We start from the raw sequence: 13,919 nt of genomic DNA, 5'->3' as shown, positions 1-13,919 counted from the left end.
GTGAAATTTCAAGTGTAAAAAAATAAAATTTGAAAGAAGCCTATGAAATTTTACAGACTCAAAAAAATAATTAATTTTGAGTCGTCCTCAAAAATAGATAAAAAAATATTACAAATTACTTTAATTACTAATAAAAACCCAAATTAAAGTAAAAAAAATATTACAATTTACTATTGAGAACTTCCCGATAAGTTAATAAAATACCGCCAATAAATAATAATATCATGAGAATTATTTTAGCAGGAACCGGCAGTGCAGTTGGAAAAACAACAATTGCAACCGGAATTATGAAAGCCTTAAGTGAAAAATATGATGTTCAGCCGTTCAAAGTCGGACCAGACTACATCGACCCATCATACCACACATTGGCTACAGGCAACACCTCAAGAAACTTGGACTCATTTTTTATGAAAGAGGGCCAGATTAGGGATTCATTCATAAAGGCCATGAACGGCAAGGACATGGCAGTGATTGAAGGAGTCAGAGGACTATACGAGGGAATTGATTCAATAAATGATATTGGAAGCACAGCCAGTGTTGCAAAGGCACTTAAAGCACCAGTCATACTCATTATCAACTCAAGAAGTTTAGTGAAAAGTGCAGCGGCCTTAGTTTTAGGCTTTAAGGCACTTGACCCCGAAATAAACATTGCCGGAGTAATCCTTAACAAGGTCAAAAACAAGGCACATTATGAGAAAACCAAAAGGTCAATTGAAGAAATTACAAAAACTGAAGTCATCGGAGGAAACATAAGGGATGACAACATCTCAATTGAACAACGCCATTTGGGCCTCGTTCCTGCACGTGAAAGGGAAACATCAATCAAATTCATCGACATATGGTCAAAAACCATCAAGGAATCAATTGACTTGGACCGCTTGGTGGAAATAGCCAAATCCGCTCCAAAAATCACATCTGAAACAATCCCGATCTGGAACAAGCTAAACAAGCAACCGGTTAAAATAGGTGTTGCATATGATGAGGTGTTCAATTTCTACTATAAGGAAAATATTGAATCATTGGAAGCGAACAACGCTAAAATAGAATATTTCTCACCGCTTAACGATGAAAATCTCCCCGATGTGGACGGACTATATATCGGAGGAGGATATCCTGAACTGTTCTCAAAGGAATTGTCATCAAATTCACAAATGCTCAAGGACATAAAGCAGTTCCACAACGAATCAAGACCGATATTCGCCGAATGCGGAGGTCTGATGTATCTTATGAACTCAATACATGACGACAAGGTCGTTGACATTTATCCTTACAAATCTGTCCTTACAGACCGTGTTCAAGCACTGAAATATACAATAGCTGAAGTGCAGGAGGACAACATCATATCCAAGAAGGGAGAAGTGTTCCACGGCCACGAATTCCACTATTCAAAAGTCATTGTAAACAAACTGGAAAATCCATTGGCATTCAAAATCACAAGAGGAAAGGGGTCATACAACCTACAAGACGGTTTCATGGAAAAAAACACTCTTGCAAGCTATGTTCATACTCATGTGGCAGCAATGCCTGATTTCGGAGGAAACCTGACAATTTCAGCAAGAGAACTTGGAGATTAATATGAAAAATAAACTTGATTTCTTTAATCCAATAATATTAGTTGTTGGAATCCTTGCATTTCTGGCAATGGGTTACATCGGATCATTCAACTACAGATTTGAAGATCCATTGAAAACAGAAGTGATATTAACAATAATATTCGCCTGCATAGTTTTTATTGCTGGCTATTTCATTGCAAACAAGAAGATAAGTATTGAAAAGGGCCAGGATTTTAATTTCTTAAATGAAAAACTGTTAGTTGGATTAACAATAATCGCCTTAATTTTACAAGCCTTAAACCTAGTTCTGCTTGGAGGAATACCTCTTTTCAACAGTACTTTAAAGGCAAACGCCACAACAAACATTTGGAGAATAGCTTACCCTCTATTTTTAATAATGATTAACTTGATTCTTGCAAAATACTACAATAGGAAATATCTGTTGTTAATCCTTGCAGGAGCATTAATATTCGGCCTTAACGGATACAGAACTTCCGTTTTGGGAATTTTAGGAAGTTCATTCATTACATTATATTATTTAGATAAGATATCAAGAAAAATAGGAATAGCGTTCATTGCACTGATTGTAATCGGACTCATGGCTGTAGGTTACATAGCATCCCAATCAATTGCAACACAACATTGGACACTAAATCCATTAGAATTAATATTTTATCGTGCCGCATTCACATTGGAAGTGTTTGAAAAAATCATTCCATTGGCCGGAACCACCCATGGCCATATATTAAGCATGATTTTTTCATCCGGAAGCCCTAGAACATTTGTCGGAAATTATGTATTGCACTATGATGTTTGCTTGACTTCAACACTCTTCGGACCGGCCATGCTTGATTTCGGATACATTGGCCTTACAATTCAAATGTTATTCATGGGAGCATTTCTCGGATTGCTCAATAAATTAAAAAAAGGAATTGGAATTGGAATATACTCAATTATCTTAACACATACAATTATCTGGATAGAAACAGGTCCAACGGACATCATGATCTGGTTCCTATACCTGATAGGACTGGTTTATATTGTCATATCCTTAAAAAATAGAGAGTGAAATGAGAAATTAATTCTCATTAAACTTTAACCACAATTAATTCTATACGAAAATTAATAATATTAAGATTATTAATGAAATGAAGAATATGAATGTTCCTTTAACAATGAAATCAGCGTTCCTATCGGTGTAAAGGGATAAACCGTAGGATAAGAGTAAAGCAACAACCATCTCAATTAATCCAGTGATTCCAGAATCCATTCCCAATAGATGTCCCGCAATGAATGAAATGAGATATGAAAATACCACTACAAGAAGGATTAAGACTATTGGATTTTTGATGAGTTTAAATACTAAAGGATTTGAAAGTATCCCACCTGATCTTGCATCATAATTGTACAAGTTGGTTTGAGCGTACGGGTCTCTGGATGGAAGACGAGCCTTGTTTAGTAATCCTAATCCTATTCTTGGCTGCACTTCATCGATTTGCCTATACAATGTGTTTTTATAAACTGTAGGATTAGCGTCCCTTCTCTGCATTATGTATTCCATGTCAGAGGCATCATAGTTATACTCTGGATATTCCTCTTCAATATATGAAGCTCCGCCATCATAAGGTGTGTTATCCAAAGTTGTTTGATTGGTTCTGTCTTGATATTTCTTTGCAAGCTCAAGCAAGCCATCTCTGTCTACCAATTTGATGTTTTTCCTAAGTGCATAGTTTCTAGCCTGTTCAGAGAAATAAGATGAAGAAACGATTAGCACTTTAGAAGCCTTAATGGTCTCTTGAATATCTTCCATTTCCTTCAAGACATCCACACCTATCTGGAAAGTCTTATCATAGTTTTTACATGCTACAACTACACCAAAATCCCCAATTGTTGTAGGTAGAATAGCATATATGTCAATAACTTTCTGTGAGGTTTTAAAATTCTTATAGACCTTAAAACCTGAATCCTCCATTACCTTTGCTACAAAATTAATTAATTGTGGTTTTTCCAAGTTTCCACCCGCGTGTGTTTTTTCTAAAATTAATAATATATTTTATAATCTAAATTATTATTAAAGTTTTTTATGTAAATCTAAGAAAACCTAAAATTATTTAAAAAAAGAACTGCTTTATTAAATATATGAAAGCTCTAATAAGTAATGATGACGGAATAACCGCATCAGGAATACTTGCATCCAAAAAAGCGGTTGAAAACTTATGTGAAACATATGTAATAGCTCCTGAAACACAACAAAGTGGAATAGGCCATGCACTAACATTATATGAACCTTTAAGATTAAATAAACACATTTTAAGAGATGGAAGTATTGGATATGGAGTTACTGGAACACCTACTGACGCCGTTACCCTAGCTTTATTTGAAATAATGGATGAAAAGCCAGACATAATGATTTCAGGAATAAACACTGGATTCAACATTGGAAAAGCTGAACTTACAACATCCGGAACACTGGGGGCTGCAATAGAGGCAGCAAGTTTTGGAATCCCTACAATCGCAATATCACAGGAAGTGACACGCGAGGACATAAAATTTGAAAACGGAGCCAATCAGGTAGATTTTGATTTTGCATGCAAGATGCTTAATAAATTGGCAAAAATTGTTTTAAAAAAAGGGTTGCCTGAAGGAATTGATTTGCTGAATGTCAATGTTCCCGCTAATCCTTCAGACGATACATTTGAAATAGCTAACTTAAGCGAAAGGATGTATGTTCCAGTTATCGAAAAGCGAATGGATCCACGTGGAAAACCGTACTACTGGATAGACGGCGATCCATATGAACACCATGAGCATGGAAGCGATGGCCATACCTTGCAAAATTTACAAAAAACCACAATAACTCCAATAAGAATTGATATGACTGGAGATACAAAAAAATTAAAAGATTATTTAGAGATTTAACTCTTTAAGGATTTTATCTCTTTCTTCACGAAGCTCGTTTAAAATTTTTTCATCAGTACATCCGTCTTTTTCAAGTTTAACCAAAGTTCTTGTTATAGCAGCTAAGTTGCTTTCTAATTGATTAATTGCCATGCTATAATATTAAAACATTAAAGTATATAAATCTAGAATATGAAATTATAATATACTATTAAAGGATTGAAAATCATGTCAGATAGAGATCAAGTGAATAAATTATTCAGACAGTTTAAAAACAAAAATGTAGTTGTAGAATTAAGAGATAATAATCAGGCTGAAGGAAAAATAATAGCTATTGATAATTATTTAAACATCGTTTTAGAAAATGATAACGGTATTGAAACTTTAAAAGGTGGAAATATAGTTTACGTTAGTTTAAACGAATAACTATCACCTAAACCATTTTTACGCAAACACCACAAAATTATTCAAAATCAACCTCAATACCTAAAATATTATCTGCACCGTTGAAAACATCCTGTGCAATTTGAGCAGCGCCAATTGCTCCTGATTCTTTTGAGATTACTTTTAACTCGTATTTACCTTTGAAATACTTGTTGATTTCATCCTCAAAGTTGAAAGGTTCGGTTGCGCTTCCGATGGAACCTGTCAATACTATTCCCTCTATCTCGTTTTCACAGACTACATCCAAACCTGCAATCTCCATCGCAACGGTCATTATCAATGTGTCGATAGCCAATTTTGCCTTTTCATCACCGTTTCTATAGTTTTCAAGCAATTGGTCTTTCATGTTGGCCACTTTGCCGTCGATGCCTGCAATCTTGATGGCACCTGCATGTGAAAAGCATTCGTTGGCTCCGCGCCTTCCCTCATCGATATCTCTCAACATCTCCAAGTCAAGCGGTCCGTGGACAATTCCCATAGCTCCAAGACATGCATCGATTGCCCCCTTGATTTTGGAGTCTTCAATCAGTATGTCCACACTGTTGGAGGATATGTCTGCAACTATATAATTTTTCCATCCTGTCTCCTTGAACGCATTGTATGAGATGCTTACCTTTTCGGGACTTGCCTGGTGAGAATAAGCCGCATTAAACAATTTATCCAATGAATCTGAACCCTTGTGAAGACCAGGAATCATTATTGTTGGGATATCTGAATTTTCAAGCTCGGAAAATACTGATGTTCCGCCGCCTGTGACCTTGCCTGCACCATTGATTGACAATATTCCTCTGTCTTCAACCTTATCAATAGGCAAGATTTTGCTGAATCCGTCACCCATTGCATATGTAATTGCCATGAGCTTGACAGAATCCAAGTCGACCCTTTTTGACAACTCCTCAATGGCGGAAACCTTACCGCTTTTAGAGTCTTCCCTATCAATTTTAAAGATATCGATTATTTCGCCATCATGGGACATCAAACAAAAAGAGATACCTGTTGTTCCATGATCCATTCCAATAAAAACCATATAAAACTCCCCTCAATTAGATATAAGTATTAAAATCAATAGTTAAAAAAGTTATGTTTAAGAAAAAAAGAATAAAAAATTTAAAAGATGAATTTAATCATCTTTTTGTAATCCACAAGCTTTTCTGAGTCTTTCTCCAACAATTTCGATTTCTTTTTGACCTTCAGCTGCTCTCATTTCTTTTAAGTTAGCGCCGTCGGTAGCGTTTTCTTCAGCCCATTGTTTTTTGAAAGTTCCGTCTTGGATTTGTTTTAAAGTTTCTTTCATACCTTCTTTTGCTTCGTCGGTAATGATTTTTTTACCTCTGGTTAATCCACCGTATTCAGCGGTGTTACTTACATCATGCCACATTCCAGCGAAACCTTTTTCATAGATTAAGTCTACGATGAGTTTTACTTCGTGACAGGTTTCGAAGTAAGCGATTTCAGGTTGGTATCCAGCTTCAACCAAGGTGGTGAAACCTGCATTGATCAATTCAGTGATACCTCCGCACAATACGGTTTGTTCACCGAATAAGTCGGTTTCGGTTTCTTCTTTAAAAGTGGTTTCTAAAACACCAGCTTTGGTTAAACCACAAGCTTTTGCCATACCTAATGCTAATTGTAAAGCATCACCAGTTGCATCTTGTTCTACTGCTACTAAACCAGGAATACCGAATCCTTCTTCGTAAGTTCTTCTTACCATGGATCCAGGTCCTTTAGGTGCGAACATTACTATGTTTACATCTTCGCCAGGTTTGATTAATTCAAAGTGAATGTTGTAACCGTGAGAGAATGAAATGGTGTTACCAGCTTCAACATTAGGTGCAATTTGTTCATTGTAGACTTTTTCTTGGATTTCATCAGGAAGCAAGATGTGAATAATGTCAGCTTCTTTGGATGCGTCTTCGATGGATTTTACATTCATTCCATCTTCTTTAGCAACGTTCCAAGAACTACCGTTTTCTCTTAAACCTACAATAACATTAGCTCCACTATCAGCCATGTTTCTAGATTGTGCTCTTCCTTGTGAACCATAACCGATTACAGCAATGGTTTTTCCTTCAAGAGCATCTGTATTTACATCATCGTCGTAATACATTTTCATTTAAATCATCTCTTTGAATAATTAATAAAAGTTAAGATATTTAAAATATCAAACTATAAATTTGAATTTCAATATTAATAAAAGTACCTTTTTAGAGCCATACTTTTTGCATAAATAATTAAAAATAAAAAAAATAAAAGATGGGATTAGTAACCATCTACTAAAACTTTCAACTCACCAGTCACAATGTCAATAATGAGACCGTGAACAGGCACATCAGGAATCAATGGGTGATTTTTGATTTTTTCTACAACGTTTTTAACGTTTTCCTCTTCAGATTCAAATCCACCAATCCATTCAGCCAAATCATATTTAGCGATGTCTTCTTCCTTAATTCCTCTTGCAAGCATTTTTTCTTTTAATGCCTCAGCGTCAGCACCAGCCATACCACATTCAGTGTGACCTACAACCATCACCTCTTCAGCACCAAGGTTGTATAAAGCTGCACCGATGGATCTTATTGCATCTTCCCCAACAATTGAGTTACCAGCGTTTCTGACGATTTTTGCATCTCCTCTTTTAAGACCGAGTGCAGGTTCAAAAAAGTCGATTAATCTGCAGTCCATACAGGTTAGGATAGCTAACTTTTTAGCTGCATGGTGAGACATTTCTTCGCCTTCAAAGTTTTCCACGAATTCCTTATTGTCTTTTAATACGTTTTCTAATATAGTCATTTTTATACTCCCCTTGACATAGCTGTAAGGCCAGTACGAGCTATTCTTTTAATTCCATAGCCCTCTAATAAAGATATGAATGCATTGATTTTCTTTTTATCTCCAGTGAGCTCCATCATTAATGACTGTTCTGTAACATCCAATATGTGTGCTCTGAAGATATTAGAATATTGCATTATTTCTGCTCTTGCTTTTGCATTAGGAATATTTACCTTAACAAGGCACAGTTCCCTTTTAACAGCTTTTTCAGTGATATCTTTAATCTTGATAACGTCAATTAATTTATTTAATTGTTTCATTACTTGTTCCAAACCTTTTTCATCCGCATGAACTGTAATCACCATACGGGATAGTCCTTCGACTTCTGAACTTCCAACAGTAATACCGTCAATGTTGAATCCTCTTCTATTGAACATTCCAGCAACTTTCTGCAAAACCCCCGGTTTGTCTTCAACAAGTGTTGAAATAACGTGATATTCTAAAGTCATTTAAATCACATCCTTTTCAAGTTTATACTCACCAATCATCTCATTTATTCCAGCTCCAGGAGGAAGCATAGGCAATGCCTCTTCAGAATCAATTACAACATTCAATAAAACAGGTTCATTGTCTTTTATTGCAGCAGACAATGCTTCCTTAGTCTCACCAGGTTTTGTGATTCTTACTCCATTAACACCAAAACTTTCTGCGAGTTTAACGAAGTCTGGACTATTACCAAGCAAGGTTTGTGAGTGTCTTTCATTATACAATAAGCTTTGCCATTGGTATACCATTCCTAAAGTTCTGTTTTCTAGAACAACTGCTATTACAGGCAAGTCATATTCACGAACGGTAGCCAATTCCTGACAGACCATCAAGAATCCACCGTCACCGTTGATTGATACAACAGGGTCTTCAGGACATGCAACTTTAGCACCGATAGCTGCAGGGAATCCGAATCCCATTGTTCCAAGTCCACCGGATGATATGAACTTACGTGGCTTTTGGGTTTCAAAGAAGTGTGCTGCCCACATTTGGTTCTGTCCAACATCAGTTGTCAATATGGATTCAGGAGTTAAAGCCTCTGAAATTTCCTTTATAACAGTTTGAGGTTTTAAAGGCACATCATCATAGGTTACACGAGGACGCAATTCTTGTTTTTTCACCTTTAACATATCTGTCCAATTATTTACTTCATCAGATGGATTATAACCTTCTAAAACTTTATTTAATGAAGATAAGATGTTGCGAGCGTCACCGACTATCGGCAAGTCAACATCAACATTCTTTCCGATTTCAGCAGGGTCTATATCAATGTGAATGACCTTGGTTTCAGGCACAAAACTATCCAATCTACCTGTGGTCCTGTCTGAAAATCTTACACCAATAGCTATTAATAAGTCAGATTCATTAATGTAATCGTTTGAAACTTTCCTTCCGTGCATACCGAGCATGCCCAATGCCAAATCATCAGTCTCATCAAAAGCACCCTTACCTAAAAGTGATGTCATTACAGGTGCATTAATTGTTTTAGCCAATTTATTCAATTCGCAGCATGCATTGGATATTATTACTCCAGCACCAGCTAAAATTAAAGGCTTCTTAGCTTCTTTAATTAAGTCACGAGCCTTTTTGATTTGTCTAAGGTTACCTTTAATTGTTGGGTTGTAACCCGGAGTGTCGATTAAAGAATCATCAAATTTAGTCAATTCCCCTTCCTGAACCTCTTTAGGCACATCGATTAAAACGGGTCCAGGTCTTCCAGTTGAAGCAATTTCAAAACTTGTCTTAATCATTGAAGGAATTAAATCAGGACTTTTCGGTTGATAACTATGCTTTACAATAGGCATTGTAATTCCAATGATGTCAGCTTCTTGGAATGCATCATTTCCAATCAAATGAGTAGGAACTTGACCGGTAATTGCCACAATTGGAGAAGAATCCATAAATGCTGTTCCTATACCAGTTACAAGATTGGTTGCTCCAGGACCTGAGGTTGCCAAACACACCCCAACACGACCAGATGCCCTTGCATAACCATCAGCTGCGTGAGCTGCGGCTTGTTCGTGTCTTACTAGTATATGATCAATGTCTGCATCATATAACATGTCATAGAAAGGAATGGTTTGTCCGCCAGGATAACCAAATATTGTTTTGACCCCCATATTCTTGAGGGATTCTATTATTGCTTCTCCGCCTCTCATTGTAAAAACCTTTTTTTCATATATTATACAAATACTTTTGAATACAAAAATATATATAATTATTGAAATCATATTAATGTTAATACATTGTGTGATAAAATGAATTTCACAAAATACCTATGTCACCGAATCCCTGAAAGGAGCTTTTTTATAAGAGGACATCAGTTTCCAGTCTGTGCCAGGTGCACCGGATTCTATACTGGTTTAATTGTCTATTTAATAGCCTATGTCTTTTATAAGCATCCCTACAACTGGAATATGCTATTCATTTCAATGATTCTTTTAGTTCCCGTGGCAATAGATGGATTAACACAGTACTTTGGCCCAAGGGAAAGCACAAACACCTTGAGATTCATTACAGGATTTGTTGGTGGAATAGGTTTGATAATCTTTATTAAAATAATATTAAGGTGGATTTTAAATGTTTTGTAGAAATTGCGGTGAGGAAAATCCGGAAAATGCGGTTTTTTGTAAAAATTGCGGTGCTAAATTAAAAGAAGAAGTTAAAAAGGCAGAAGTGATCGACACTCCTGTTAAAAATCAAAATAATAATTATAACAATAACCAACAAACAACACAGACCACCACAACCAAAAGCAGCTCATCCGATTCAGGTAGCTGGATTGCATGCTGTTGTGTCGGATTGTTTTTAATATTTATAATATCCGCACTATTCAGCGGATTCTAGTCCTTCATGTAGTGATATAAAACAGCTTTTTGAGCGTGCATCCTGTTTTCAGCTTCATCAAAGACAACTGACTGAGGTCCGTCAATCACTTCAGCAGTTACTTCCTGACCTCTGATTGCAGGTAAGCAGTGCATGAAAATAGCTCCATCATTAGCTAAACTCATTAAATCTGAGTTTACTTGGAACGGTGCAAAATCCATTTTTCTTTGAGCAGCTTCAGCCTCATCGCCCATACTTACCCATACATCAGTATAGACAACATCAACATTTTCCAAAGCAACACCAATATCATCAGTTACTGTGATTTGAGTATTGTTTTCGCTAGCATATTCATTAGCGATTTTTAGAATTTTTTCTGAAGGTTCATATCCTTTCGGACAGGCCACTGACATGTCCATTCCGAGCAATGGAGCGATTAATAAAAGGGAATTACATACATTGTTTCCATCACCGACAAAGCAGATTTTTTTACCTTCCCAATCACCAAGATGCTCTTTGATTGTTAATGCATCGGCCAATGCTTGGCAAGGATGTTCAAAATCGGTCAATCCGCTGATGACAGGGACATCAGAGTGTTCAGCTAGTTCTTCAACATCACTGTGTTTAATAGCACGAATCATTATTCCATCAACGAAACGGCTTAAAACTTTTGCAGTGTCGTAAATAGGTTCGCCTCTACCCATCTGCAAGTCATTGGAAGATAGGAAAATTGCTCTTCCACCCAATTGATACATTCCAACATCAAAAGAAACTCTTGTTCTGGTTGATGACTTCTGGAAAATCATTGCTAATGTCTTTCCTTCAAGAGGTTTTTCCTCTACTTCGCCTGCCTTAATCTGACTAGCCAACTCTAGAATATCTTTAACATCATCTTTGATGTCTGTTATTGATAATAAACTACCCATTATAATCCCCTTATAATCTTAATAAAAATAAATATATTTTATTTATATATATTAAATGTTTCTATGAGCTCATTCTAAAATTAATATCTCTCAAAGTAGATATTACAGGAACCAATAAGAATAGATAAATGAAATTGCTTGAAACATTGAAATCCAAGAGATTTACAATAACGGTTAATCCCATAATCAAGAGCAATGTATTGAATACATACTTATTTTCACTTTTTGAAGGGTTATTTTCCAGAAATCCTTTTTTGTATGCATATGAATACATGATTAAAAAGAACAGGATTGTCAATAAAATATTTATTCCAAATACCACTTCAGCTAGGAAAAACCGTGAATATGTACCTATCAAGGAAGTTGTAAAAGGAATAAATGATATGCAAGCCAAATACAATATGTTAATCCATAAGTAAGGCATATTCAATGAATTGATCTTTATAAATTCATGGTGATATATCCAAAAGGAACTGACCAGAATAAAACTTACAATAGTGAAACCGAATGTTGGGGCAATTGATATCAAAAAGGCCGAAAAGTCCCCAACAGTCAACAATTGAGCTTCAGGCAAAGCCATACCAAAAACCAAAAGGGTCATTACCATACCAAAAATACCGTCGGTCAAACCCATCAATCTTCCGGGATCGATATCAATATTGCGTTCAAAGGATTGCTTGAACCTTTGATAAAAACTGGTTTTGGCATCGTCAATTTTCTCTTCAAATGAAGGGGTATTGGAGTATTTCTTCTTCAAGTCATCTGTAAGATTTTTGATTTTTTCAATATCTTCAGTGTCAAACTCGCCGGCAATCAGGGAAACTTCATCATTGATGAAATTTTTTAAATCTTGCAATTCTCGAGAATCATTAAGCTCATCCGGTTCGATAATATCACCCGACTAAAAAAAAAAGAAATTTAGTTTAAAATTTCTTTCATATGTTCTACACGTTTGTTTACAAGGTCGGTTGTACCTACATCGCTTCTGTGGTAAACGTTACCTTTAACAAACTCACATGCTTTTTCAGCTATCTTTTCAGCTTCCTCAATGGAATCTCCACTAGCAACGATTCCTAATGCCCTTGAACCGGACAAGTGAATTCCATCTTCCTCTTGAGATACGGCTGCATAGAACACTTTTGCACCCATATCCTCAATAGCTTCCTCATCAACTTCAATAACTTCGCCGGCATGTTCGGTTTCAGGATATCCGTCAGGTACGATATATTTACATACGCTAGCCTTGTCCTCAAATTCAACTTCATCAAGAGTGCCGTCAACAATAGCTTGACATACATCAGCCAATGGAGTTTTGAGAAGTGGCAATACGTTCATTGCTTCAGGATCTCCAAACCTTGCATTGTATTCAATGAGTTTAGGTCCGTCAGCGGTTAGCATGAACTGACCGTATAGGATTCCTTTGTATGGTTCAGCTTCTTCAGCAATAGCCTTTAAGGTAGCTTGCATGATTTCAACAGCTGCATCATAATCTTCCTGAGTTAAGAATGGCAATAATCCACCGACATCAGAGTAAGATCCCATACCACCGGTTATTGCACCGACGTCCCCTTCAAATGCATGAGGGTGGTCTTGTGCTGCAGGCATTGGAGCCAAATGCTCACCGTCACAGAATGCCTGGATAGTGAATTCTTCACCTATTAATCTTTCCTCGATGATAACTTGAGCAAATCCTCCCATTACATTATCAATTACTTCACAGGAGTATTCTTTTGCTTCCTCATTGTCCTTAAGGTGGTCACCTACAATTTTCACGCCTTTACCACCGGTCAATCCGACTGGCTTAACAACTACATCACGGTCAAATTCATCAAGGAATTTTGAAACGTCAGCAGAATTGTCAAATACTTTGTAAACTAAAGATCCTTCGATTTCATAGTCTTCAAACAGTTTTCTCATGAATGACTTGTCAGTTTCAATACGTGCTGCACTTTGGGTAGGTCCCACACATTTGATTCCGTTTTTTTGAAGCTCGTCAACAATTCCTTTTCCAAGGGGAGCTTCAGGACCGATGAATGCTATGTCAATGTCATTTTCAACGGCATATTGTGCCACTTTTTCAACTTCTCCTTCATCGCCTTGCTTATATTCAGCGATTTTGGACATACCAGGGTTAATTTTACTCATGTAAACGTATAACTCAACATCATCTTTTAAAGCATCAGCTATTGCATTTTCACGAGCACCAGTTCCAACAACTAAAACCTTCATAATTTAGTCTCCTATTGATTTAAGTTATATATTTAAAAATATTTAAAAGTTTTAATAAAACTAATAAAATATAATAACCATGACAAAATACTATTTAGGGGCCTGAATTTTTTAGTTCTCAGATAATTGTTGTATGGCCGTTTTTGAGTAGTATCCTTGTGATATGATTAGGGCTCCTAAAAATACATTTAGATATACGGTTTTTGCAACTGATTTTGGTGTGTATTTGTGT

The 13,919-nt window shown here is 36.2% G+C and carries 16 protein-coding genes and 1 pseudogene; 6 read left to right on the top strand and 11 right to left on the bottom strand.

From position 1 onward, the window contains the following. Window positions 1-224 precede the first annotated feature (224 nt). Window positions 225-1,574 (top strand): Ni-sirohydrochlorin a,c-diamide synthase, encoded by a 1,350-nt coding sequence (gene cfbB / locus ILA26_RS03735; RefSeq protein ID WP_292894198.1) that lies wholly within the window; start codon window positions 225-227, stop codon window positions 1,572-1,574. Between the two features lies 1 nt (window position 1,575). Next, on the top strand, window positions 1,576-2,622 hold the full coding sequence (locus tag ILA26_RS03730; protein ID WP_292894196.1) for an oligosaccharide repeat unit polymerase family protein: 1,047 nt from the start codon (window positions 1,576-1,578) through the stop codon (window positions 2,620-2,622). A gap of 42 nt (window positions 2,623-2,664) precedes the next feature. Here ILA26_RS03730 and ILA26_RS03725 read toward each other — a convergent pair whose 3' ends face one another. After that, window positions 2,665-3,564, bottom strand: coding sequence for a restriction endonuclease (locus ILA26_RS03725; RefSeq protein WP_292894194.1), 900 nt, complete (start codon window positions 3,562-3,564; stop codon window positions 2,665-2,667). 128 nt (window positions 3,565-3,692) lie between these two features. Between ILA26_RS03725 and surE the strand changes: the two genes are divergently transcribed. Next, on the top strand, window positions 3,693-4,472 hold the full coding sequence (gene surE, locus ILA26_RS03720; protein WP_292894192.1) for a 5'/3'-nucleotidase SurE: 780 nt from the start codon (window positions 3,693-3,695) through the stop codon (window positions 4,470-4,472). Here the strand turns inward: surE and ILA26_RS03715 are convergent. Further along, window positions 4,461-4,604: a hypothetical protein gene (locus tag ILA26_RS03715; protein WP_292894190.1), complete on the bottom strand. Its 144-nt coding sequence runs from the start codon at window positions 4,602-4,604 to the stop codon at window positions 4,461-4,463. The genes surE and ILA26_RS03715 overlap by 12 nt on opposite strands. Before the next feature lie 75 nt (window positions 4,605-4,679). Between ILA26_RS03715 and ILA26_RS03710 the strand changes: the two genes are divergently transcribed. Beyond that, window positions 4,680-4,877 (top strand): LSM domain-containing protein, encoded by a 198-nt coding sequence (locus ILA26_RS03710; RefSeq protein WP_292894188.1) that lies wholly within the window; start codon window positions 4,680-4,682, stop codon window positions 4,875-4,877. Window positions 4,878-4,914: 37 nt separating this feature from the next. On the opposite strand, the gene ILA26_RS03705 is transcribed toward ILA26_RS03710, so the two are convergent. From ILA26_RS03705 to ILA26_RS03685, 5 genes are all read right to left on the bottom strand, one after another. Continuing rightward, window positions 4,915-5,922 (bottom strand): methanogenesis marker 12 protein, encoded by a 1,008-nt coding sequence (locus ILA26_RS03705; protein WP_292894186.1) that lies wholly within the window; start codon window positions 5,920-5,922, stop codon window positions 4,915-4,917. A 93-nt stretch (window positions 5,923-6,015) separates the two neighbouring features. Then, window positions 6,016-7,008, bottom strand: a complete 993-nt coding sequence (ilvC, locus tag ILA26_RS03700; protein ID WP_292894184.1) for a ketol-acid reductoisomerase — start codon at window positions 7,006-7,008, stop codon at window positions 6,016-6,018. Window positions 7,009-7,154: 146 nt separating this feature from the next. Then, complete coding sequence (locus tag ILA26_RS03695) at window positions 7,155-7,682, bottom strand: carbonic anhydrase (protein ID WP_292894182.1); 528 nt, start codon at window positions 7,680-7,682, stop codon at window positions 7,155-7,157. Between the two features lie 2 nt (window positions 7,683-7,684). Beyond that, a complete protein-coding gene (gene ilvN / locus ILA26_RS03690) occupies window positions 7,685-8,170 on the bottom strand; it encodes an acetolactate synthase small subunit (RefSeq protein WP_292894180.1) in 486 nt (161 codons plus the stop codon). Then, window positions 8,171-9,865 (bottom strand): acetolactate synthase large subunit, encoded by a 1,695-nt coding sequence (locus ILA26_RS03685; RefSeq protein WP_292894178.1) that lies wholly within the window; start codon window positions 9,863-9,865, stop codon window positions 8,171-8,173. Between the two features lie 99 nt (window positions 9,866-9,964). On the opposite strand from ILA26_RS03685, the gene ILA26_RS03680 reads away from it, so the two are divergent. Together ILA26_RS03680 and ILA26_RS03675 are read left to right on the top strand one after the other, a co-directional pair. Then, window positions 9,965-10,297, top strand: coding sequence for a DUF2085 domain-containing protein (locus ILA26_RS03680; protein WP_292894176.1), 333 nt, complete (start codon window positions 9,965-9,967; stop codon window positions 10,295-10,297). Then, a complete protein-coding gene (locus ILA26_RS03675; RefSeq protein WP_292894174.1) occupies window positions 10,287-10,553 on the top strand; it encodes a zinc-ribbon domain-containing protein in 267 nt (88 codons plus the stop codon). Before ILA26_RS03680 ends, ILA26_RS03675 begins: the two co-directional genes overlap by 11 nt. On the opposite strand, the gene argF is transcribed toward ILA26_RS03675, so the two are convergent. From argF to ILA26_RS03655, 4 genes and pseudogenes are all read right to left on the bottom strand, one after another. After that, window positions 10,550-11,458 carry an ornithine carbamoyltransferase gene (argF, locus tag ILA26_RS03670; protein WP_292894172.1) on the bottom strand — a complete coding sequence of 303 codons (909 nt, stop codon included), beginning with the start codon at window positions 11,456-11,458 and terminating at the stop codon, window positions 10,550-10,552. The two genes, ILA26_RS03675 and argF, sit on opposite strands and share 4 nt — an antisense overlap. Window positions 11,459-11,519: 61 nt before the next feature. Continuing rightward, window positions 11,520-12,314, bottom strand: a complete 795-nt coding sequence (locus tag ILA26_RS03665) for a TMEM175 family protein (RefSeq protein ID WP_292894171.1) — start codon at window positions 12,312-12,314, stop codon at window positions 11,520-11,522. 62 nt (window positions 12,315-12,376) lie between these two features. Next, window positions 12,377-13,687, bottom strand: a complete 1,311-nt coding sequence (purD, locus tag ILA26_RS03660) for a phosphoribosylamine--glycine ligase (protein ID WP_292894169.1) — start codon at window positions 13,685-13,687, stop codon at window positions 12,377-12,379. Window positions 13,688-13,798: 111 nt separating this feature from the next. Beyond that, window positions 13,799-13,919: pseudogene (locus ILA26_RS03655) on the bottom strand (IS5/IS1182 family transposase); the annotation flags it as partial.

Source organism: Methanobrevibacter sp. (assembly GCF_017940815.1).
Lineage (GTDB): Archaea > Methanobacteriota > Methanobacteria > Methanobacteriales > Methanobacteriaceae > Methanocatella.
This window is presented reverse-complemented; position numbering and strand designations above follow the sequence as displayed.